At 65.3% G+C, this 21,668-nt stretch carries 22 protein-coding genes; 6 read left to right on the top strand and 16 right to left on the bottom strand.

Annotated elements, in window-relative coordinates; genetic code table 11:
• Positions 1-94: 94 nt before the first annotated feature.
• Positions 95-1,459 (bottom strand): aminotransferase, encoded by a 1,365-nt coding sequence (locus JHW45_RS13900; RefSeq protein ID WP_419181807.1) that lies wholly within the window; start codon positions 1,457-1,459, stop codon positions 95-97.
• A gap of 191 nt (positions 1,460-1,650) precedes the next feature.
• On the opposite strand from JHW45_RS13900, the gene JHW45_RS13905 reads away from it, so the two are divergent.
• Both JHW45_RS13905 and miaB read left to right on the top strand, forming a co-directional pair.
• Complete coding sequence (locus JHW45_RS13905; RefSeq protein WP_272858195.1) at positions 1,651-2,106, top strand: DUF2380 domain-containing protein; 456 nt, start codon at positions 1,651-1,653, stop codon at positions 2,104-2,106.
• Positions 2,107-2,179: 73 nt separating this feature from the next.
• Positions 2,180-3,514 (top strand): tRNA (N6-isopentenyl adenosine(37)-C2)-methylthiotransferase MiaB, encoded by a 1,335-nt coding sequence (miaB, locus tag JHW45_RS13910; protein WP_272858196.1) that lies wholly within the window; start codon positions 2,180-2,182, stop codon positions 3,512-3,514.
• Between the two features lie 158 nt (positions 3,515-3,672).
• Here the strand turns inward: miaB and ccoP are convergent, their stop codons facing one another.
• Genes ccoP through ccoN form a run of 4 tightly spaced genes read right to left on the bottom strand, consistent with a single transcriptional unit; the run spans position 3,673 to position 7,236 of the window.
• Entirely contained in the window at positions 3,673-4,695 is a 1,023-nt protein-coding gene (gene ccoP, locus JHW45_RS13915; RefSeq protein WP_272858197.1) for a cytochrome-c oxidase, cbb3-type subunit III, read from the bottom strand.
• Entirely contained in the window at positions 4,695-4,883 is a 189-nt protein-coding gene (locus JHW45_RS13920) for a cbb3-type cytochrome c oxidase subunit 3 (RefSeq protein WP_272858198.1), read from the bottom strand. The genes ccoP and JHW45_RS13920 overlap by 1 nt, the downstream gene beginning before the upstream one ends.
• Before the next feature lie 10 nt (positions 4,884-4,893).
• Positions 4,894-5,619 carry a cytochrome-c oxidase, cbb3-type subunit II gene (ccoO, locus tag JHW45_RS13925; RefSeq protein WP_272858199.1) on the bottom strand — a complete coding sequence of 242 codons (726 nt, stop codon included), beginning with the start codon at positions 5,617-5,619 and terminating at the stop codon, positions 4,894-4,896.
• A 12-nt stretch (positions 5,620-5,631) separates the two neighbouring features.
• Positions 5,632-7,236, bottom strand: coding sequence for a cytochrome-c oxidase, cbb3-type subunit I (gene ccoN, locus JHW45_RS13930; protein WP_272858200.1), 1,605 nt, complete (start codon positions 7,234-7,236; stop codon positions 5,632-5,634).
• 202 nt (positions 7,237-7,438) lie between these two features.
• Between ccoN and JHW45_RS13935 the strand changes: the two genes are divergently transcribed.
• A complete protein-coding gene (locus JHW45_RS13935; protein WP_272858201.1) occupies positions 7,439-8,278 on the top strand; it encodes a universal stress protein in 840 nt (279 codons plus the stop codon).
• A gap of 178 nt (positions 8,279-8,456) precedes the next feature.
• On the opposite strand, the gene JHW45_RS13940 is transcribed toward JHW45_RS13935, so the two are convergent.
• Positions 8,457-8,663, bottom strand: a complete 207-nt coding sequence (locus tag JHW45_RS13940; protein WP_272858202.1) for a cold-shock protein — start codon at positions 8,661-8,663, stop codon at positions 8,457-8,459.
• Positions 8,664-8,851: 188 nt separating this feature from the next.
• A complete protein-coding gene (gene fnrL / locus JHW45_RS13945; protein WP_419181868.1) occupies positions 8,852-9,595 on the bottom strand; it encodes a transcriptional regulator FnrL in 744 nt (247 codons plus the stop codon).
• A 56-nt stretch (positions 9,596-9,651) separates the two neighbouring features.
• On the opposite strand from fnrL, the gene hemN reads away from it, so the two are divergent.
• Positions 9,652-11,007, top strand: a complete 1,356-nt coding sequence (gene hemN / locus JHW45_RS13950) for an oxygen-independent coproporphyrinogen III oxidase (RefSeq protein WP_272858203.1) — start codon at positions 9,652-9,654, stop codon at positions 11,005-11,007.
• A 37-nt stretch (positions 11,008-11,044) separates the two neighbouring features.
• Here hemN and polA read toward each other — a convergent pair whose 3' ends face one another.
• Entirely contained in the window at positions 11,045-13,849 is a 2,805-nt protein-coding gene (gene polA / locus JHW45_RS13955; protein ID WP_272858204.1) for a DNA polymerase I, read from the bottom strand.
• Positions 13,850-13,951: 102 nt separating this feature from the next.
• On the bottom strand, positions 13,952-14,140 hold the full coding sequence (locus JHW45_RS13960; protein WP_272860625.1) for a zinc-finger domain-containing protein: 189 nt from the start codon (positions 14,138-14,140) through the stop codon (positions 13,952-13,954).
• Positions 14,141-14,285: 145 nt separating this feature from the next.
• Between JHW45_RS13960 and JHW45_RS13965 the strand changes: the two genes are divergently transcribed.
• Positions 14,286-15,209, top strand: coding sequence for an ABC transporter ATP-binding protein (locus JHW45_RS13965; RefSeq protein ID WP_272858205.1), 924 nt, complete (start codon positions 14,286-14,288; stop codon positions 15,207-15,209).
• Between the two features lie 67 nt (positions 15,210-15,276).
• Here JHW45_RS13965 and JHW45_RS13970 read toward each other — a convergent pair whose 3' ends face one another.
• The gene (locus JHW45_RS13970; protein ID WP_272858206.1) at positions 15,277-15,660 is read right to left on the bottom strand and encodes an HIT domain-containing protein; all 384 of its coding nucleotides are present in this window, start codon (positions 15,658-15,660) and stop codon (positions 15,277-15,279) included.
• Positions 15,661-15,675: 15 nt separating this feature from the next.
• Positions 15,676-17,253 carry a DUF5928 domain-containing protein gene (locus tag JHW45_RS13975; protein WP_272858207.1) on the bottom strand — a complete coding sequence of 526 codons (1,578 nt, stop codon included), beginning with the start codon at positions 17,251-17,253 and terminating at the stop codon, positions 15,676-15,678.
• Between the two features lie 158 nt (positions 17,254-17,411).
• Here JHW45_RS13975 and JHW45_RS13980 point away from each other — a divergent pair, with 158 nt between their 5' ends.
• Positions 17,412-18,230 (top strand): sulfotransferase family protein, encoded by an 819-nt coding sequence (locus JHW45_RS13980; protein WP_272858208.1) that lies wholly within the window; start codon positions 17,412-17,414, stop codon positions 18,228-18,230.
• Between the two features lie 66 nt (positions 18,231-18,296).
• Here the strand turns inward: JHW45_RS13980 and dps are convergent, their stop codons facing one another.
• The 5 genes from dps to ndk all read right to left on the bottom strand — a co-directional run bounded on the left by dps (position 18,297) and on the right by ndk (position 21,584).
• Positions 18,297-18,770: a DNA starvation/stationary phase protection protein Dps gene (gene dps / locus JHW45_RS13985; RefSeq protein WP_272858209.1), complete on the bottom strand. Its 474-nt coding sequence runs from the start codon at positions 18,768-18,770 to the stop codon at positions 18,297-18,299.
• A gap of 141 nt (positions 18,771-18,911) precedes the next feature.
• Positions 18,912-19,145 (bottom strand): acyl carrier protein, encoded by a 234-nt coding sequence (locus JHW45_RS13990; RefSeq protein WP_042251881.1) that lies wholly within the window; start codon positions 19,143-19,145, stop codon positions 18,912-18,914.
• 171 nt (positions 19,146-19,316) lie between these two features.
• Positions 19,317-20,054, bottom strand: coding sequence for a 3-oxoacyl-ACP reductase FabG (fabG, locus tag JHW45_RS13995; RefSeq protein ID WP_272858210.1), 738 nt, complete (start codon positions 20,052-20,054; stop codon positions 19,317-19,319).
• Between the two features lie 41 nt (positions 20,055-20,095).
• A complete protein-coding gene (gene fabD, locus JHW45_RS14000; RefSeq protein WP_272858211.1) occupies positions 20,096-21,022 on the bottom strand; it encodes an ACP S-malonyltransferase in 927 nt (308 codons plus the stop codon).
• Between the two features lie 139 nt (positions 21,023-21,161).
• Positions 21,162-21,584 carry a nucleoside-diphosphate kinase gene (ndk, locus tag JHW45_RS14005; RefSeq protein ID WP_272858212.1) on the bottom strand — a complete coding sequence of 141 codons (423 nt, stop codon included), beginning with the start codon at positions 21,582-21,584 and terminating at the stop codon, positions 21,162-21,164.
• Positions 21,585-21,668: the final 84 nt, after the last annotated feature.

Consider the following 21,668-nt stretch of genomic DNA (forward strand, 5'->3'; position numbering starts at 1 on the left):
CGCGGCGCGCATCCGGCCCTCGCCCTCTTTCCAAATACCTCGGGGTGAATTGGCCGCAGGCCAAGAGGGGCAGCGCCCCTTGACCCGGCCTGCCTCAGGCGACCTCGGCGAAGACCTGCTTCAGCGCCTTTTCAAGTTTGTCGAACATCTCATCCATCTGCTCTTCCGTCAGGATGAAGGGCGGGCACAGCACGATGGATTGCCCGAGGGGCCGGCAGATCAGGCCCAGATCGGTGCAGGTATTCGCGATCCGTTCGCTGACCGACAGATCGGCGTCGAAGGGGGTCTTTGTGGCCTTGTCCCGCACCGCCTCCAGCGCCCACATGAAGCCGATGCCGCGCAGCTCGCCGATATGGTCGCTGCGGTCCATGATGGCGCGCAGCCCGGCCTCCATCCGCGGCGCCAGCCGCCGGACATTCTCGGCCAGACCCTCGTTCATCACCACGTCGATGGCCTTCAGCGCAATGGCCGACCCGACCGGATGCCCCGAGGCGGTGAAGCCGTGCGGAAATTCATCGATCTTCTCGACGGCGGCCTGCAACCGGTCCGACAGGTCCGGTCCCAGAATCACCGCCCCCATCGGGAACAGTCCGGCGGTCAGGTTCTTGGAGCTGATGATGGCATCGGGCATGAAATCATAGGTCTGGCAACCCCAGGTGTTGCCGGTGCGCCCGAACCCGCAGATCACCTCGTCCGAGATCATCGGGATGTTGTGCTTGCGCAGGATCGGCAGAATCGCCTGGAAATAGCCCTTAGATGGCGGAATCACCCCGCCCGCGCCCATCACCGGCTCGGCCACGAAGCCTGCGATCGTGTCGGCGCCCTCGCGTTCGATCGTGTCCTCAAGCTCGCGCGCCATGCGGGCGGTGAATTCCGTCTCGCTCTCGCCCTCGCGGCCCTCGCGCCAGTAATGCGGGCAGGTCAGGTGGATGAATCCGTCCAGCGGCAGGCCGAACACCTCGTTATAGGGTTTGCCGGTCATGCTGGCCGCGACGATGGTGACGCCGTGATAGGCGTTGACGCGGGTCAGGATCTTGCGGCGCTGCGGGTTGCCTTCGCTGGCGTGCAGGAACCACAGCATCTTGACCATGGTGTCGTTCGCCTCGGAGCCCGAATTGGTATAAAACACCTTGCCGCGCGAAAACGGCGACACCTCGACCAGCTTTTCCGACAGCATCACGGTCTGGTCGGACATGCGCCCGAAAAACGCGTGATAGCCCGGAAACCGGTCGTATTGCGCCTTCGCCGCGTCGGCCAGGCCCTTGTGATCGAAGCCCGCGACCATGTTCCACAACCCGGAATTGGCGTCCAGATAGCGCCGGCCGTTCACATCGACGACATAGGGCCCCTCGCCATGGGTCAGAACCACAGCCCCGCGCTTGTGCACGCTTGGCAGGTCGGTAAAACCATACAGCGAATATTCGTCGGCGCGGGCTTCCCAGCTTTGCGGTTTGTTCATCGTCATGCCTCCGTGGACGGATCTGACGGCAAGCTAGCCGCGCGGCGAAACGCGTTCAATGGGTGGCGGTCGCGCTTTGGCAGAATGCCGGGGCAGCGTCCGGTTTTCCGGTCGGAACGGCGGATGGATCAGACGAACTGCCGATTGCGGGCGCCCGGACCCCGGCCCTAATGTGGCGGCGGAGGAACCCCATGCGCCACGCCATCGCCGCCGTGCTGATCGCGATCCTGCCGGCCTGCGCCGCAGCGCAGCAGACGGCGATCCTGCCGGTCAAGCTGCTGGACACCTCGCACGAGGTTCGCGACCAGCAGACGGACCACGACCGGCGGCTTGCGCTGCTGGCCGACACCATCGCGGCCGAGGCGGGCGAGGCGTCGATCATCGACCGGGACCGGCTGGCCTCCTGCACGCCCGAGACGACCGAATGTCTGCTGGCGCTGGCCCGTGACGACGGCGCCGAGCGCGCCCTGTTCATCGTGGCGCAGAAAACCAGCACGCTGATCCTGCAACTGTTCGCCAATCTGGTCGATACCGGCAGCGGCGAATTGATCGTCAGCCGCAACCTGACCTTTCGCGGCGATACAGACGACTCCTGGCGCCGCGCCGGCCGGTTCCTGGCGCGTCAGATGGACGCGGCGGCGGAGTAGAGCGCCCCCCTGCCCGGCTTTCCAAAAGCGGCGCATTGCTGTATCAGCACGGGGATTCCAAGGACAGCACAACATGACCGACGACGCCAGCGCCCCCGCGGCCAAGAAGCTTTTCATCAAGACCTATGGCTGCCAGATGAACGTCTATGACAGCCAGCGCATGGCCGAGGCCATGGGCGCGGAGGGCTATGTGCTGACCGAGGATCAGGCGCAGGCCGACATGGTGCTGCTGAACACCTGCCATATCCGCGAAAAGGCGGCCGAAAAGCTGTATTCCGATCTGGGCCGGCTGAAGCCGCTGAAGGCCGGAAAGCCCGATCTGAAGATCGGCGTGGCCGGGTGCGTGGCACAGGCCGAGGGCGAGGAGATCATCCGCCGGATGCCGCTGGTCGATCTGGTCGTCGGTCCCCAGACCTATCACCGTCTGCCGGCGATGGTGCGGGGCGAGGCGCCGCGGATCGTCACCGACTTTCCGCAAGAGGACAAGTTCGACCATCTGCCCGCACCGCGCGCGACCCGCCGCGCGCCGGCGGCCTTCCTGACCGTGCAGGAAGGCTGCGACAAGTTCTGCGCCTTCTGCGTCGTGCCCTATACCCGCGGTGCCGAGGTCAGCCGGCCGGTCGAACGCATCCTGCGCGAGGCGCGCGATCTGGTCGCCCGCGGCGTGCGGGAAATCACGCTTCTGGGTCAGAACGTCAATGGCTGGCACGGCGCGGGCGCGGACGGGCGGGAATGGCGGTTCGGGCGGCTGATCCGCGCGCTGGCCGATATCGACGGTCTGGCCCGCATCCGCTATACGACCAGCCATCCCAACGACATGGAAGACGACCTGATCCAGGCGCATCGCGATGTGCCGCAGCTGATGCCCTATCTGCATCTGCCGGTGCAATCGGGCAGCGACCGGATCCTGAAGGCCATGAACCGCAAGCACACGGCCGACCAGTATCTGCGCCTGATCGACCGCATCCGCGAGGCCCGGCCCGACATCATGCTGACCAGCGATTTCATCGTGGGCTTTCCGGGCGAGACCGACCGGGACCACGAAGACACGCTGCGCCTGATCGAACGGGTGGGCTTTGGCAGCGCGTTCAGCTTTCGCTATTCGCCGCGTCCGGGCACGCCGGCCTATGAACGCCCCGAGATCGAGGCCGCCGTGGCCGATGCCCGCCTGCAGGAATTGCAGGCGCTGCTGACCCGCCAGCAAAAGGCGGCGCAGGAAAGCATGATCGGACGCACGCTGAAGGTGCTGTTCGAAAAGCCCGGCCGCATCGACGGCCAGATGGTCGGCAAATCCGATTATCTTCATTCGGTCTTTGCCGAGGCGCCGCAGGCCCGGATCGGCGATCTGCTGTCGGTGCGGATCGTGGAAAGCGCGCCCAATTCCCTGCGCGGCGAACTGGCGGCCTGAACGCCGCCCCGCGCGGGCACGGTCATCGCCGGTGCCGGGCGGGAACCGCCGCCGCGCCCGGGGATTGATGTTGCGGTCGCCCTCAGGAACGCGCGAACAGGACGAGGGCGACCGCATTCACGCCGTTTGGGCAGCGTGAACCGGGAAATCCGGGCGGGCTATTCGCCGCCGCCCAGACTGTGGACATAGGTTGCGACAGCGCGGATGTCGGCCTCGCTGAGGCGGTTGGACCAGGCGGGCATCACCCCGAACGGACCTTCGCTGACGATGCGGGTGATCGTTTCGCGGTCGTCGCCGTAAAGCCAGACGGCATCGGCCAGGTTCGGCGCGCCCTGCGACTGATCGCCGGTGCCGTCCTCCATGTGACAGACCGCGCAATTGTCCATAAACACCGATTCGCCCGCCTGGGCACTGGCGGCATCGTGCGGCAGGTCCGACAGCGACATCACGTAATCCACGACCTGGTTGATCTGCGTCCGGTCCAGCAATTCGTCACGCCCGAAACGCGGCATCTCGGAATAGCGGGTGTCGGGGTCCTGCGGATCGCGGATGCCGTGCAGCAGGGTCAGATGGATATCCTCCAGCGTGCCGCCCCACAGCCAGTCGTTGTCCAGAAGGTTGGGATAGCCTCTGGCCCCGCCGGCGCCCGATCCGTGACACTGCGCGCACCACGTGCGGAACACCGCCCCGCCCGCATTGGTGGCATAGTTCATCAGTTCGGGGTCATCGGGGATCTGGTCCAATTCGACCGAGGCCAGCCGCGTCTGCACCGCCGCATTGGCCTGATCGAACCGCTCGATCTCGGCGGCGACGCGGTCGCGGGTCGTCGTTCCCAGCAAACCCTGCGTCGCCTGGCTGACCATCGGGATGGCCGGATAGGCGATCACGTATCCCACCGCCCAGATGATCGTCGCATAGAAGGTCCACAGCCACCAACGCGGCATCGGGTTGTCGTATTCGGTGATGCCGTCCCATTCGTGACCGGTCGAAGGCACCTCCTGCACCGTCTTGCCGCGCCGGCCCCGGCGCGCCGGCCGGTGTTTCGGCGCCTCGGGCTTGTCGGGGGCGTCGCGCGGCGGGATGTCGCCGGCGATCTTGGCCGCATGTTCGGCATCGGCCGCCTCGCGTTCCAGGCTGAGGCGGTTTTCTTCGCGATGCTTGTCGTCCTTGTCCTCGGCCATCACCGGCCCTCCTTGTCATCCGGGTCTTCCGGGCGGTCTTCATGTCGAAAGATGCTTGCGGCGGCATCGCGATGCTTGCGGCGCGCTCCGGGGCGGAACACGAACAGGACCACGCCGATGAAGAACACGAACAGGGCCAGCAGGACCCAACTGTCGGCCAGTTCGCGAAGGAAGCTGTAAACCTGCATTCCGGTCTCCTCAGCGCGTGGGATCGGGCTGGAAGGTCGAGAAATCGACCATCGTGCCCAGCATCTGAAGATAGGCGATCAGGGCGTCCATCTCGGTCAGTTGCGGTTGCAGGTCGAAATTGCGCTGCTGCGCGCCGGGATAGCGTTCCTCCATCCCCGACGCATCGGCATCGGGATTGGCCTGGGCGCGGAAATCCTCGACCGCGGCGGCGATCATCTCGTTGGAATAGGGCACGCCCACCATCGCGTCGGTTTCCAGACGCTGCACGATATGGTCGGCTTCGATGCGGCGATCCAGAAGAAAGCCGTATTTCGGCATGATCGATTCCGGCACCACCGATTGCGGATCGCGCAGGTGGTCGATGTGCCATTCGTCGGAATAGCGTCCGCCGACCCGCGCCAGATCGGGACCGGTGCGCTTGGACCCCCACTGGAACGGATGGTCATACATCGATTCCGCGGCCAGGCTGTAATGGCCGTAACGCTCGACCTCGTCGCGCATCGGGCGGATCATCTGGCTGTGGCAGACATAGCACCCCTCGCGCACATAGATGTCGCGCCCGGTCAGTTCCAACGGCGTATAGGGGCGCACGCCCTCGACCTCTTCGATGGTGTTCTCGAGATAGAACAGGGGCGTGATCTGGACGATGCCGCCGATGGTCACCACCAGGAACGAAAAGATCAGCAGCAGCGACGCGTTCTTTTCAAGGATCTTGTGTTTTTCAAGAATTGCCATGGTCGAAGATCCTTACTGCGCCGGAACGGCGATGGCGGTGGGATGGGCCCGGGGCTGCCGGGCAACCGTCGCCCACAGGTTCCAGGCCATGATGATCCCGCCGGCCAGATACAGCACCCCGCCCAGGGCGCGGACGACATACATCGGGAACTTGGCGGCGACGGTGTCGGCGAAGGCGTTGACCAGGAAGCCCTGGCTGTCCACCTCGCGCCACATCAGGCCTTCCATGATGCCGGTGACCCACATCGAGGCGGCGTAAAGGACGATCCCGATGGTGGCGAGCCAGAAATGCCAGCTGACCAGGGACAGCGAATACAGCCGCTCGCGCCCCCACAGCCGCGGCACCAGATAGTAAAGTGCCCCGAAGGTGATCATCCCGTTCCAGCCAAGCGCGCCGGAATGGACGTGGCCGATAGTCCAGTCGGTGTAATGGGACAGGCTGTTGACGGCCTTGATCGACATCATCGGCCCTTCAAAGGTCGCCATGCCGTAAAAGCCCACGGCGACGACCATCATGCGGATGATCGGATCGGTGCGCAGCTTGTCCCACGCCCCCGACAGCGTCATCAGACCGTTGATCATGCCCCCCCAGGACGGCATCCACAGCATGATCGAGAACACCATGCCCAGGGTCGCGGCCCATTCGGGCAGCGCGGTATAGTGCAGGTGGTGCGGTCCGGCCCAGATATAGAGAAAGATCAGCGCCCAGAAATGGATGATCGACAGCTTGTAGCTGTAGACCGGACGCTCGGCCTGTTTGGGGATGAAGTAATACATCATCCCCAGAAATCCGGCAGTCAGGAAAAAGCCCACGGCGTTGTGGCCATACCACCACTGCACCATCGCATCCTGCACGCCCGAGAAAAGCTGCACCGACTTGCTGCCGAACAGGCTGACCGGAAGGGACAGGTTGTTGATCACGTGCAGCATCGCGATGGTCACGATGAAGGCCAGGTAGAACCAGTTCGCCACATAGATATGCGGCTCTTTCCGCATGACGATGGTGCCCAGGAACACGGCCAGATAGGTCAGCCAGACCGCCGTCAGCAGCCAGTCGGCCAGCCATTCCGGTTCGGCGTATTCCTTGGACTGGGTGGCGCCCAGGATATATCCGGTCGCCGCCAGCACGATGAACAGCTGGTATCCCCAGAACACGAACCACGCCGCATTGCCGCCCCACAGCCGCGCGGCCGAGGTGCGCTGGACCACATAGAACGAGGTCGCAATCAGCGCGTTGCCGCCGAAGGCGAAGATCACCGCGCTGGTATGCAGCGGACGCAGCTTGCCGAAATTCGTGTAACCCTGCGTCAGTTCGCTGAAGTTCAGCGCCGGAAAGGCAAGCTGAAAGGCAATGACGACGCCGACCAGAAAGCCGATGACGGCCCAGAAGGTGGTGGCGATCACGCCCGCGCGGATCACGTCGTCCATGTATTCGTTCGGATCGGCCGCCACGACCGGCTCGTCGATCCGGCGCAGCGTCCAGACGAACAGGCCCGCCGCCACCAGCATCAAGGTCAGCGCGTTGACCATATAGGCCGGGTCACGCGCCAGGTTGGCCCCGATCGCCGCCGCCAGCGCGACGGCCCCCAGCAAGATCAGCTTTACATAATTCCACATGGTTTCACCGTGTCCCGTTCGCAGATGCCCATGCGGGTGCAGCCGGATCTGCGACCCAGGACATCTTCACTCGGGGACGGGCAATAGAGGCGCGGTCGCGGGAACACATTGATCTGTATCAAACTCGGCGTTTGATTCCGATCAAGGTAAGGCGCGGCCATAGCGGCGATGATCGACCGATCTGCAGAGCAAGGAGGCTTCGATGGCCTACAAGACGATCCTGACCGTGCTGTCCGATCCGCGTCAGATGAAACAGGTCGATGCCGCCGCCGCCCTCGCCGTGCGCGAGGACGGGCATCTGGACGTTCTCTGCCTGGGGGTGGATCACAGCCAGGCCGGCTATTATTTCCCCGGCGGCACGCCCTATGCGTTCCAGGACACCATCGGCGCGGCGATGACACAGGCCGAATCGCTGGAAAAGGCGGTGCGCCGGCATCTGGCGTCGGCCAGCGATGTGCGCTGGTCGGTCGAATCGGCGGTGGCCCAGATCGGCAGCATCGCCAATCTGGTCGGAATGCGCGCGCGGTTCTCCGATCTGACGGTCCTGGCCCGCCCCTATGGCGAGGCGGCGACCGGCGATGCCGAGGCCGTGACCGAGGCTGCGATGTTCGAAGGCGGCTGCCCGGTTCTGGTCCTGCCCGACTGCGAATTGCCGCCCGATCCGCCGCGCCGGATTCTCGTCGCCTGGAACCAGTCGGTCGAGGCGCTGGCCGCCATCCGTCGCGCCTTGCCGCTGCTTCAGGCCGCCGAGACGATCGAGATCACGGTGGTGGACCCGCGCCGCAGCGGGCCGGAACGTTCGGACCCCGGCGGGGCGTTGGCGCAGATGCTGATCCGTCACGGCGTGCGGGCGGAAATCGCGGTTCTGGCCCGCACGGCCCCGGCCATCAGCGACGAGCTGGTCCGCCGCGCGACCGAGATCGACGCGGACATGATCGTCATGGGCGCCTATGGCCATTCCCGCTTTCGCGAGGCCATCCTGGGCGGCGCGACCAGAAACATGCTGGAAAAAGCCAGCATCCCGGTCTTCATGGCCCGCTAGATCGGGCGCGCAACCCCGGCGCTGCCCTCGCCTTGCACTGGCGGCGCCGGACAAGAATCCCATCCGCAGACAAAAAACGCAAAAGGGCGGCCCGAACGCCGCCCTCATGTCTTTGGTGTTCAAATATCCCGGGGGTCCGGGGGCTGGCCCCCGGCCGTCGCGGGACGCACCGCCGCGATCAGACGAACTGAAGGTTCGACGCCGATTCGCGACCGTCACGGCCGGTTTCGATGTCGAAGGTCACAGCCTGACCGTCCTCGGGGTGCGGCAGGCCCGCACGCTCGATCGCCGAGATGTGCAGGAACACATCGCGCTTGCCGCTTTCCGGCTGAATGAAGCCGAAGCCTTTGGTGGCGTTGAACCATTTCACGGTGCCGTTGGCCATCGTGAGATCTCCCTTAAGATTGCCGTCCGCGGAAATGCGACGGCCTGGCCGGTCAGATCAAACTCGAAGTCTGAAGCCGGATTAGGGAGACAGATCGAAGAAGAGATAACGTAGCAAGATCCATATAAGCCGTCGCACCCGGTTCCGCAAGCCTCAAGATCGGACCCGTCGGCAAAGACCGGCGCGGATCAGCTGATCCAGCCGCCATCGGCATCGTCGCCCGATTCGTCGACAAGCCGGGCGAAATCGGGCAGCAGCACGCCGCGCTTGCCCTGCAACTGGATCAGCCCGTCGCGCTTCAGCGCGCTGATCTGGCGGCTGACGGTTTCCAGCGTCAGCCCCAGATAATCGGCCATCGCCTCGCGCGTCAGCGGCAGTTCGATCTGCATGCGCCCGCCGGGCAGGCGTTTCAGCAACGCCGCCTCGCGCCGCGCGATGATGGTGATGAATGACGCGATCTTCTCGCGCGCCGTCTTGCGCCCCAGAAGCAGCATCCATTCGCGCGCCGCGTCCAGCTCGTCCAGCGTCATCTCAAGCAGACGGTGCGACAGCTGCGGCATCTCGCGCATCATGTCGTCGAACGGCTTGCGCCGGAAACAGCACAGCACCACCCGCGACGTCGCCACGGCGGTATAGGCCGCCCGCTCGCGCCCCGGCCGGCCCAGGAAATCGCTTGGCAGCAGCAATCCGACCATCTGCGTGCGGCCGTCTTCCAGCGTCTGCGTCAGATTGGCCACGCCGGTCACGACCGAGGCCACGAAATCCATCCGGTCCCCGGCCCAGACGATCGCCTGTCCGGGTTCGAAGCTGCGATAGAACTTGATGCTTTCCAGATAGGACAGCTCGTCGGCATTGCAGTGGGCGCAGACCGCGCGATAGCGGATCGGGCACTCGTCGCAGCGCGCCCCGCCGATCACGTCGATCGGGGCGATGTCCTGCTTGATCTGGGTCAATGTCCGCGTCCTCATGATGGCCCAAACATAGGATCATGAGCAATGTTTCGCAACTGAGGCAGTTGGGACTGTTTGACGCGCGTGTCCCGCGCTACACAAGCTATCCTCCGGCCACGCAATTCACCGATGCGGTCGATGCCGACCTTGTCGCCGGCTGGATCGAGTCGATCCCGGCGGGCGCGGAAATCTCGCTTTACATGCATGTGCCGTTCTGCCGCCGGTTGTGCTGGTTCTGCGCCTGCCGCACGCAGGGCACGCGCAGCCTGGACCCGGTGCTGGCCTATGCCGAGACGCTGCTGGCCGAGCTGGCGCAGCTGCGGGCGCGGATGGCGCCGGGTGTGCGACTGTCGCGCCTGCATTGGGGCGGCGGCACGCCCACCCTGCTGCCGCCCGATCTGATGCGCCGCCTGTCCGACGCCGTGTTCACCGCGTTTCCATTGGCCAAGGGCGGCGAATTCTCGGTCGAGATCGACCCGGCCGAGATCGACGCGCCGCGCATGAAGGCCCTGGCCCAGGCCGGGATGAACCGCGCCTCGATCGGGGTGCAGGATTTCGATCCGCTGATCCAGAAGACCATCGGACGGCATCAAAGCTTCAGGATGACCGCCGATGCGGTGCGGCTGATCCGCGATCACGGCATCGCCAGCCTGAACGCCGATATTCTTTACGGTCTGCCCTATCAGAACCGGTTCCGCATGGCGGCCACGGTGCAAAAGCTGCTGGCGCTGAGCCCGGACCGGGTCGCGCTTTACGGCTATGCCCATGTGCCGTGGATGTCGCGGCGGCAGGTGATGATCCCGGAACGCGAACTGCCCGGCACCGAGGCGCGGCTGAGCCTGTTCACCACCGCGCGCGAGCTGTTCATGGCCGACGGGCTGGTTCAGATCGGCATCGACCATTTCGCCCGTCCCGCCGACAGTCTGGCGCGCGCGCGCGATCTGGGGCGTCTGCGGCGCAACTTTCAGGGCTATACCGACGACCGGTCCGAGGTGCTGATCGGTCTTGGCGCCTCGTCCATCTCGCGCTTTCCGCAAGGCTATGCGCAGAACGTGCCGGCGACCGGTGCCTATACGGCCGCGATCCGCGACGGGCGGATGGCGGTCGCGCGCGGCCATGTGTTCACGCACGAGGATGCGTGGCGCGGCCGCATGATCGAGGCGCTGATGTGCGATTTCCGCATCGACCTGCACGAGATGACGTTGCGGTTCGGACTGTCCCCGGCGCAGTTGCAGCATCTGTTCGCGCCTCTGGTCGCGCGGTTCGGCGGCATGATCCGGCTTGATCCGGACGCGCTGTCCATCACCCCGCAGGGTCGCCCCCTGACCCGCGTGATCGCGCAGCAGCTGGACGGCTATGCCACCGCGCCCACCAGCCATTCGCACGCCATCTGACGCCTGACGCGGCCTGCGGGGACAGGGCGCGTCGGCATCAATGCGCCTCGGCCCAGTTCCTGCCGCTGCCGGCATCGACGACCAGGGGCACCGACAGTTTCATCGCCGGCTCGGCCGCGCCCTCCATGATCTGCCGCGCGACGGCGATCAGGTCATCGACCGCGTCCTCGGCCACCTCGAAGACCAGTTCGTCATGGACCTGCAACAGCATCCGCGCCGGCAGGTGGCGGATCGCGTCGGGCATGCGGATCATCGCGCGCCGGATGATATCGGCCGCAGCCCCCTGGATCGGCGCGTTGATCGCCGCGCGCCGCGCGCCGCCCGCCGCCGGTCCCGACTGGTTGATGCCGGGGGTGTTGATCCGCCGGCCGAACAGGGTCTTGACGAACCCCGTCTCTTTGGCGTCGGCGACCGTCTTGTCCATATAGGCACGGATCTCGGGGAAACGCTGGAAATAGGTGTCGATGAAGGCTTGCGCCTCGGCCCGCGGAATCCGCAGGTTGCGCGACAGCCCGAACCCCGAAATACCATAGATCACGCCGAAATTGATCGCCTTGGCCTGACGGCGGATCATCGGGTCCATGCCCTCGACCGGGACGCCGAACATCTGGCTGGCGGTCATGGCATGAATGTCGATGCCGTCGCGGAACGCCTGTTTCAGCGCCGGGATGTCGGCCACATGGGCCAGGATGCGCAACTCGATCTGGCTGTAATCCAGGCTGACCAGCCGGTGCCCGTCGGCGGCCACGAACGCCTCGCGGATGCGCCGCCCCTCATCGCTGCGCACGGGGATGTTCTGCAGGTTCGGCTCGGTCGAGGCCAGACGCCCGGTCTGCGCCCCGGCGATGGAATAGCTGGTATGCACCCGCCCGGTGTCGGGGTTCACATGGCCCTGCAACGCATCGGTATAGGTCGATTTCAGCTTGCTGATCTGGCGCCAGTCCAGCACCCGCGCCGGCAGGTCGTGTTCAACCGCCAGATCCGCCAGCACATCGGCGCTGGTCGAATAGGCGCCGGTCTTGCCCTGCTTGCCGCCGGCCAGCCCCATCCGGTCGAACAGGATCTCGCCCAACTGCTTGGGGCTGCCGATATTGAATGTCTCGCCCGCCAGCGCGTGAATCTCATCCTCAAGCTGCGCCATCTTCTGCGCAAAGGCGGTGGACATGCGCTTCAGCGTCTCTCCGTCGACGCGGATGCCGGCCATTTCCATATCCGCCAGAACCGGCACCATCGGCCGTTCCAGCGTTTCATAGACGGTGGTGACCTTCTCGGACGGCAGCATCGGGGCGAAATGCTGCCACAGCCGCAGCGTCACCTCGGCATCCTCGGCGGCATAGGGGGCGGCAGTGTCGATGGGAACCTGCGCGAAGCTGATCTGGGATTTGCCGCTGCCGATCACATCCTTGATCGGAATGCAGCGATGCGCCAGATAGCGTTCGGCCAATTCGTCCATGCCGTGATTATGCGTGCCCGCGTTCAGCGCATAGGACATCAGCATCGTGTCTGCCACCGGCGCCATGCGGATGCCGTGGCGGGCCAGCACCTTCCAATCATACTTGACGTTCTGGCCGATCTTCAGGATCGCGGGATCCTCAAGCACCGGCTTCAGAACCGTCAGCACCTCGTCCAGCGGCAACTGCCCGTCCACCAGCCGGGCCGCGCCGAACAGATCGTCGCTGCCCGCGACATGGCCGACCGGCACATAGCAGGCGGACCCCGCATGAACCGCCAGCGAGATTCCGACCAGATCGGCCCGCATCTCGTCCAGCCCGGTCGTTTCGGTGTCGATGGCGACGTGCCCGGCCTCGCGGATCTGCGCAACCCACGCGTCCAGTGCCGCCCGGTCGCGCACGCAGTCATGCCCCGAGGACGCGATCGCCGGCAGTTCGGGTGCCGCCGGCACGTCGCTTGGCGGGGCCGAGGGCACGACCGGCGCCTTTGCCCCCAGCTTTTCGGCCACGCGCGCGCTGAGGGTCCGAAACTCCATCTCGGCCAGAAAGCCCAGCAAGGCGTCGGGGTCGGGGTCGCGCACCTCAAGGCTTTGCAGGCTGAAATCCAGCGGCGTGTCGCAATCCAGTTCGACCAGCCGGCGCGAAATCCGGATCTGCTCGGCATGATCGATCAGGGTCTGCCGGCGCTTGGGCTGCTTGATCTCGTCCGCGCGGGCCAGCAGCGTTTCCAGATCGCCGTATTCCGCGATCAGCTGCGCTGCGGTCTTGATGCCGATGCCGGGGGCGCCGGGCACGTTATCGACCGAATCGCCGGCCAGCGCCTGCACATCCACCACGCGGTCGGGTCCGACGCCGAATTTCTCGCGCACCTCATCGACGCCGATGGGCTTGCCCTTGATCGGGTCCAGCATCTCGACGCCGTCGCCCACCAGCTGCATCATGTCCTTGTCGCTGCTGATGATCGTGACCGAACCGCCGGCATCGCGCGCCTGGCAGGCCAGCGTGGCGATGATGTCGTCGGCCTCGAACCCCTCGATCTCGATGCAGGCGATGTTGAAGGCGCGCGTCGCCTGCCGGGTCAGCGGAAATTGCGGGCGCAGATCCTCGGGCGGTTCGGGACGATTGGCCTTGTAGAGGTCATAGATGTCGTTGCGGAACGTCCTGGCCGAATGATCGAAGATGACGGCGGCGTGGGTGGGCGCGTCGCTGCCGTGCTCGTCGGTGACGTATTTCCACAACATGTTGCAGAACCCGGCCACGGCCCCGACCGGCAGCCCGTCGGATTTGCGCGTCAGCGGCGGCAGCGCGTGATAGGCGCGGAAGATGAAGGCCGATCCGTCGATCAGATGCAGATGGCAGCCCTTGCCGAATGCAGGCGCGTCGGTGGTCATGGGGAACGGTCCTTTCGCGATGTCGCGGACCGTTCTGGCAGAAAGCCCGGACAGGCGCAAAGGGGCGCGGACGCCCGGCCTGGCGCGCGCGGGTCGGTCGTGTCAGTGGCCGCCGGCCGCATGTGCGGGGTCGATGATGAACCGCCTGTCGCAATAGCCGCAATCGACGAACCCGATCTCGGGCGAGATGGCCAGCCACACGCGCGGATGACCCAGTCCCGCCGCGTCGTCGCCGTCGCAGGCGATGTGCCAGCTTGTCACCACGACCTCTTCGGGGGCGGGCATGCGCAGCTCGGCAAGCTCGTGTCCGGCCACGAAGGGCGGTTCGGGAATGGCGTGATCGTTCATGGCTGGCCTTCTTGTGGCGGCGTGCATCATCTGGTCTAACCCTTAGCGCAGCCGACCCCGCTTTCGCAAGTTCCGCAAGGACCCTTCCATGACCAACGCCATCGACATCGCCGGTTTGCGCAAGACCTATCGCGCGCAGGGAAACGCGCCCGCGAAAGAGGCGCTGAAAGGCGTCGATCTGGCGATCCCCGCGGGCAGCATCTTCGGGCTGTTGGGGCCGAACGGCGCGGGCAAATCCACGCTGATCAACATCCTGGCCGGGCTGGTGAACAAGACCGCCGGCAAGGTCACGATCTGGGGTTTCGATCAGGACGTGAACCCGCGCCAGTCCCGCGCCGCCATCGGGGTGATGCCGCAGGAACTGAACATGGACCCGTTCTTCACGCCGCGCGCCAGCCTTGAGGTGCAGGCGGGGCTTTACGGCGTGCCCAAATCCGAACGCTGGACCGATCAGCTGCTGGAACTGGTCGGGCTGACCGATCAGGCCGAAGCCTATGCCCGCAACCTGTCGGGCGGGATGCGGCGGCGGCTGCTGCTGGCCAAGGCGCTGGTCCACCGTCCGCAGATCCTGGTGCTGGACGAGCCGACGGCGGGCGTCGACATCACGCTGCGGGCGATGCTGTGGGACAATGTCCGGCGTCTGAACCAGGCGGGCATGACGATCATCCTGACCACCCACTATCTCGAAGAGGCCGAACAGATGTGCGACGAGATCGCCATCATCAACCACGGCGAACTGATCGTGCGACAGGCGACGCGCGAATTGCTGGCGCGCGCCGACGGCAAGACGCTGGTCATCGACGCGGGCGGGCGCGTCGATCTGCCGCCTTTGCCGCAGGGCGCGCGGCCCGAATGGCGCGAGGATGGGCGGCTGGCCATCAGCTATCCCCCGTCGCGCATCCGCGCCGATCAGTTGATCGACGCGCTGCGCGGGGCGGGCGTGCCCATCGCCGACGTCGCGACCGAGGCGCCCGATCTTGAGGATGTCTTTGTCGAACTGACCACAAGCTGAGACACACCGCCGCCAGGTCTCGCGAACCCGCATCGCCGCCGCCCATCGCCGTCGGTCGGACGCGACCCTAATCGCGCAGGCTGATCATCGGCCCCATTGGCTGACCGCCCATGATGTGCAGGTGGAAATGCGGCACCTCTTGCACGCCATGGGGGCCGGCATTGGTGATCGCGCGAAAGCCGGGTTTGTCCTCGGCCAGCGAGACGCCCTCGGCGGCGCAGACCTGTGCGCACAGGCGCATGAAGCCCGTGATTTCTGCCTCGGACGCGTTGGCCGCGAAATCGTCGAAGCTGACATAGCGGCCCTTGGGAATCACCAGAACATGCACCGGCGTCTTGGGCGAGATGTCGCGAAAGGCCAGCGCGTGTTCGTTCTCGGCCACGGTGTCGTTGGGAATCTCGCCGCGCAAGATCCGGGCGAAGATATTGTCGTCGTCATAGGTCGGGCGCATCGCAAAGCCTCCTGCTCAGTCATCGAAAAGATGGGGTGTCCGGGCCAGATCCTGCGCGATTTCCTCCGGAACATCCAGAAACCGCGCAATGGCCGCCGCATTGCGTTCGGGCGTGCTGGCGGCCGAGATCGTCTCGAACCGCGCGAATTCCATGTCGCGCAGCCGCTCTCCCTCGTGTTCCAGATCGGCCCGCACGACCGGCACCAGCCGATCAAGCACGTCCTGGGGCGTCCTGTCGCTGGCCAGCCCGGTGCGCTTCATGTGGCCACGCAGGTAATCGTCGTCGAAATCGCAATCGACATGCAGGATGCGCGTCTCGGCCCGGTCCGAGGCGAAATCGCCGATCAGGCTCAGCGCCGAGGGGTCCAGACACAGCACCAGATTGCGCGTCTCGAACCGGTCGAACAGCAGCCTGACCAGCGCACGCCGGTGGCGTTGCCGTTTTTCGACGCTGGACGCCACGCCGCCCATGTCCGGCAACCCGGCATTGAATTCGTTGAACAGGTAATCGACCGCCGGGATCGCGGTCAGCGTCCGCACCCGGTCGGTCAGCCGCTTGGCGACATGCCATTTCTTGGCGACCACCAGATGCACGATTCGCGACCTGCCGAGGCTGCCATCGCTTTCCCAGAACCGCGGCGCGAACCGGCGGCCGATCCGCCCGCGCCCGGTCAGGAACCTGAACAGGCGCGGCCCCTCGGCCGAGATCGGAAACTCCTGCCCGGTGGCTTGCCACAGGTTGCCCAGACGCGCGCGCAGATCCCGCGCCTCGGCGCTGATCTTGCGCGCGAACAGGTAATCCTGCCGCAACAGCAGATCATAGTGATCGTTGTAGAAGACGACCGGCATCCCGTAATCGGTGAACATCAGGAAGGTGGGCGAACGCGACCGGATCTGGGTTTTCGGCACCACATGCGACACCAGGGTCTGAAAGAACGTCTCGTCCGGGATCCACGTGCTGCGGAAGAACCGCACCAGTTCCGGCCGCGAATCGATCAGCGCCAGCATGGATTCGACGGTTTGCCGCCGCAGGCACCACCATTGCGACCCGATCATGATCTGCAGATCGTCGGGCAGGCGGCGGGTCAGGCCAAGCCGCCTTTGCCACGCCATGCTGGCATAGAACAGCGTCTTGTGCGTCCGTTCGTTGAACCAGTGGCGATAGATCAGCCGTTCGGCCTTGATCCCGGTCTTGATCCAGTCGCCGTGGAAGAAATCGACGCTTTCGATATAGTCGCAGTCGTCGCCATCCAGATACTGGCGGGTGAACTGGGCCGACTTGATCGGCATGCAATCGCCCGACAGCAGATAGAAATGCGTGGCCTGCTGGAACACGCGCTCGGCCGTGCGCAACGTCTCGAGCGAGGCGGCGACCAGCGACCATTCGCCCCAGCCGCATCTGATCCGGCGCGGCGCGAATGTCACGTTGGGATCGTCCGCCAGCGCGCTGCGGATTGCGCGATACTCGGCCTCGGGCGCGCGCCGGTCGTAATGGATGGCGACATAATCGCCCGCGGCGGACAGTCTGCAGGCCTGCTGGATCACCCCGTCGGGGTCCTTGTGCGTCAGAAGGATGAACGCGATACGTGCCATGTCGTGCCGGGATGTCCCTTCAGGTCAGTCGGGCACCGGGAAGATATTGAATTTCCCGCGCCCTTTTGTTTTTGTCTGTAAGCATTTTCGGCGTCTGGGCAAGCGGTGCAACAGGGCGCGTGCGGTTCAGCGGCCACAGCGATCGGGGTAAGGGTAGAATGGGTTTTCCAGGCGTCTGGATGACGGAAAGCGAAAGCATGATCTATCGGGTGGTGCCGAAATGCGCCTGCTCGACCATCGGTCAGATCATGTATTATTCGGATCACGGCCAATTCTTCGACGGCGATATCCACGATTCGAAGGCCGGGCTTCACAAATGGTCGCAGGACGACAGCCAGCCCTTGATCGAACGCGCGGTGCGCGACCGGTCCGCGCCGTCCTTCACCTGCGTCCGCAACCCCTATGCGCGGATCCTGTCATCGTTCTTCGACAAGATCGCCGGCATCCAGCGCAACGGCCGGCGTTATCGCGGCAAGCTGGTGCCGCAGCTGATCCAGCGTTACGGCATCGACGTCGGCAGCCCCGAAAACGGGTTCGAGTTCGACCAGATCGCCAGTTTCCGCCGCTTTTTGCTGTTCGCGCGCGACACGATCAGGTTCCGCCGACCGATGGAGCCTGATATCCACTGGTCCGCCATGTCGGGCCATATCGCGACCTTCATCGTGAATGGCGGGCGATACGACCGGATCTTCTTTACCGAGACCTTCAATGACGGCATGCGGCAGGTGCTGGACGATTGCCCGACCCCGGTCAGCGTCGATCTGGCCCAGGTGCCGCGCTTCAACGAATCCGAAGGCCACGGCCCCAAGCGCGCCCACAAGGTCAGCGCCTATTTCGACGATCTGTCACGCCACCTGATCTGGGAAATCTACAAGTCCGATTTTCAGCTGTTCCGTTACGATTTCGACGATCCGGACAACAAGATGCCCGTGGGCGAGATCGACTTGGACGAGGTACACGCCAAGCTGGGGCGCTGACCCGGCGGAAAACCCGGCCGGATCAGCGGTGATGTCGTCAGAGGTGTCAGGGTCGGACGCCGCCCGTCACTCCAGATGGCTTTCCAGGAACCACAGATCCTTGTCGGCGGTCCGTGAGGCGGCGGTCAGCAGATCGGCGGTGTTGGCGTCGCCGGCCTCTTCGGCCGTGTCGATGCCCTTGCGCAGCTTGGCACCGTGATCGCGCATCCGGTCGCACACGGCCTTGATGTGATCCTCGGATTTCGTCAGATCCGTCGGATAGGGATCGAGCGAGGACTTCTTCGCGACCTCCTCGGCGGTGCCGACGGCCACGCCGTCCAGGATCTGCACCCGTTCGGCCATCAGATCGACATGTTCCTGATTGTTGGCATAGACGGTGTCGAACAGCTCGTGCACCGCGATGAAGTTCTTGCCCTTCAGGTTCCAATGCGCCTGCTTCATCGCCATGCCCAAGGCCAGCGCATCCGCCAGCCGCGCGTTCAGTTCAGAAATCGCCGTCTTGCGTGCATTGTCTGACAAACCCTGCAGATTCACAGCCATGATATGCTCCTTTCATTCGTTGGCCAGACAACCCGCATCGCCCTGCGCGGTTCCATCGCGACACTGCATGCCAGCCATGAAAAAACGGCGCCTTCCATCCGGAAAGCGCCGCCTGAAAGACCTGCAATGGGTCGGGCGTCGTCAGACCGCGCCCTTGATGAAGGTCACGGCATCGCCGACGGTCTGGATCGTCTCGGCGGCGTCGTCCGGGATCTCGATGCCGAACTCTTCCTCGAAAGCCATCACCAGTTCGACGGTGTCGAGGCTGTCAGCGCCAAGATCGTCGATGAACGAAGCGGATTCGACCACCTTGTCCTCGTCGACGCCCAGATGCTCAACCACGATCTTCTTCACGCGATCAGCGATGTCGCTCATGTCATATCCTCATTCTCGCGGGCATCCGCCCAGGATTTGCGCGGGCACTGGCCCGGTTCGGCACAGGGCGGTTCCCCTGCTGCTAAAGGCGGGCATATAGCACCGATGAACGCGCATGCAACCTGTTTTCGGCGGATTTTCGCGCCGCGTTGCAGCGTTGCCAAGCCCGGTTCAGACCATCGCCATGCCGCCATTGACGTGCAGCGTGGCCCCGGTGACATAGCCGGCCTCGGCGCTGGCCAGAAACGCTACGGCTGCCGCGATATCGGCGGGCGTTCCCATCGCGCCGGCGGGAATCTGGTTCAGGATCCGGGCCTTCTGATCGTCGTCCAGCCCGTCCGTCATCGCCGTCTGGATAAAGCCGGGCGCCACGCAGTTGACGGTGATGCCGCGGCTCGCGACCTCGGCGGCCAGCGATTTCGACATCCCGACCAGCCCGGCCTTGGCGGCGGCATAGTTGCCCTGCCCCGGATTGCCGGTCGTGCCCACGACCGAGGTGATGTTCACGATCCGGCCCCACCTGGCCTTCATCATGCCGCGCAGCACGGCGCGCGACAGCCGGAACACGCTGGTCAGGTTCACGTCCAGAACCTGCGACCATTCGTCGTCCGACATGCGCATGAACAGATTGTCGCGGGTGATGCCCGCATTGTTGACCAGGATATCGACCGATCCCATCGCACCTGCCGCAGCCTTGGGCAGGCCCGCGACCGCATCGGCATCCGACAGATCCGCGGGCACCACATGGGCGCGCGGGCCAAGGCTGGCGGCCAGATCGCGCAGCGGCCCCTCGCGCGTGCCCGACAGCGCCACCGTCGCCCCGGCCCCGTGCAGCGCCTGCGCGATGGCGCCGCCGATGCCGCCCGACGCCCCCGTCACCAAGGCGTTCTTTCCCGTCAGATCGAACATGCCTGCCCCTTCTTCTTTGCTCAAATACCCGAAAAGCCGCGTCAGCCCTTCAGCGCCGCGATATCGGCCGAGGCGCCGACATTCCGGACCGTCGCATCCCTGGCGATCCGCTTGATCATGCCCGACAGCGCCTTGCCGGCCCCGATCTCCCAGAACTCGGTCACGCCCGCCTCGGCCAGGTTGGCGATGGATTCGCGCCAGCGCACGGTGCCGGTGATCTGTTCCACCAGCAGCCGGCGGATCGCGCCTGGCTCGATCACCGCCTCGGCGCGCACATTGGCGATCAGCGGCACGGCAGGCGGCTGGATCTCGACCCCGGCCAGCGCATCGGCCATCACCGCCGCGGCGGGTTGCATCAGCACCGAATGGAACGGCGCCGAGACCGGCAGCATCAGCGCCCGCTTGGCGCCCGCCTGTTTCATCGCCTCGGCCGCGCGTTCGACGGCCCCCTTGTGCCCCGAGATCACCACCTGCGCCGGATCGTTGTCATTGGCCGCCTGCACGACCTCGTCGCCGGCGGTCTCGCGCGCGATGCGGTCCACCGTCTCGAAATCCAGACCCAGGATCGCGGCCATGGCGCCCTGTCCGACCGGAACCGCCTCCTGCATCGCCTGCCCGCGCAGGCGCAGCAGCCGGGCGGTATCCTCCAGCGTCAGCGCCCCGGCGGCGCACAGCGCCGAATATTCGCCCAGGGAATGGCCGGCGACGAAATTCGCGTGATGGATGCCCAGCCCTTCCGCCTCCAGCGCGCGAAACGCCGCCATCGAGGTCGCCATCAGCGCGGGCTGCGCGTTGCGGGTCAGGGTCAGCGTGTCGATATCGCCGTCCCAGATCAGATCGGACAGTTTCTCGCCCAAAGCCTCGTCCACCTGGTCGAACACGTCGCGCGCCGCCGGATAGGTCTGGGCCAGTTCGCGGCCCATGCCGATGGTCTGCGCCCCCTGCCCCGGAAAGACGAATGCCCGCATTGCGGCCCCCTGATCTGGTTGTTCTTCGTCCAAACCCATAGCGCGCAGGCCCCGCTGTCGCAACTGACGCGCGCGGATGGCATGAAAAAAGGGGCCGCAAAGGCCCCCTTGTCCTGCGCGCGATGTCGCGAACGCCCGATCAGCCGACCAGTTCGAGACCCGAGAAGAAGAACGCGATCTCTTCTTTCGCGGTTTCGGGCGCGTCCGATCCGTGGACCGAGTTTTCGCCCACCGACAGGGCGAATTCCTTGCGGATCGTGCCGGGCTCGGCGTTCTCGGGATTGGTGGCGCCCATCACTTCACGGTTTCTGGCAATGGCGTCCTCGCCCTCCAGCACCTGCACGACCACGGGTTCCGAGGCCATGAATTCGACCAGCTCGCCATAGAACGGGCGGTCCTTGTGCACCTCATAGAACTTGCCGGCCTGCTCGGGCGACAGCTTGATGCGCTTTTGCGCGACGATGCGCAGGCCGGCATCCTCGAACTTGGCGTTGATCCTGCCGGTCAGGTTGCGCCTGGTCGCGTCGGGCTTGATGATCGAAAGGGTGCGTTCGGTGGCCATGGTTCTACCTTGTCTGCGTGCGGCGGGCGGCCCGCCGGTCTGTGAAAATCGGATCCGCGCCCGGTTAACAGGCTTGTTTCGCGC

Origin of the sequence: Paracoccus stylophorae (assembly GCF_028553765.1) — a bacterium.
Taxonomy (GTDB): Bacteria; Pseudomonadota; Alphaproteobacteria; order Rhodobacterales; family Rhodobacteraceae; genus Paracoccus; species Paracoccus stylophorae.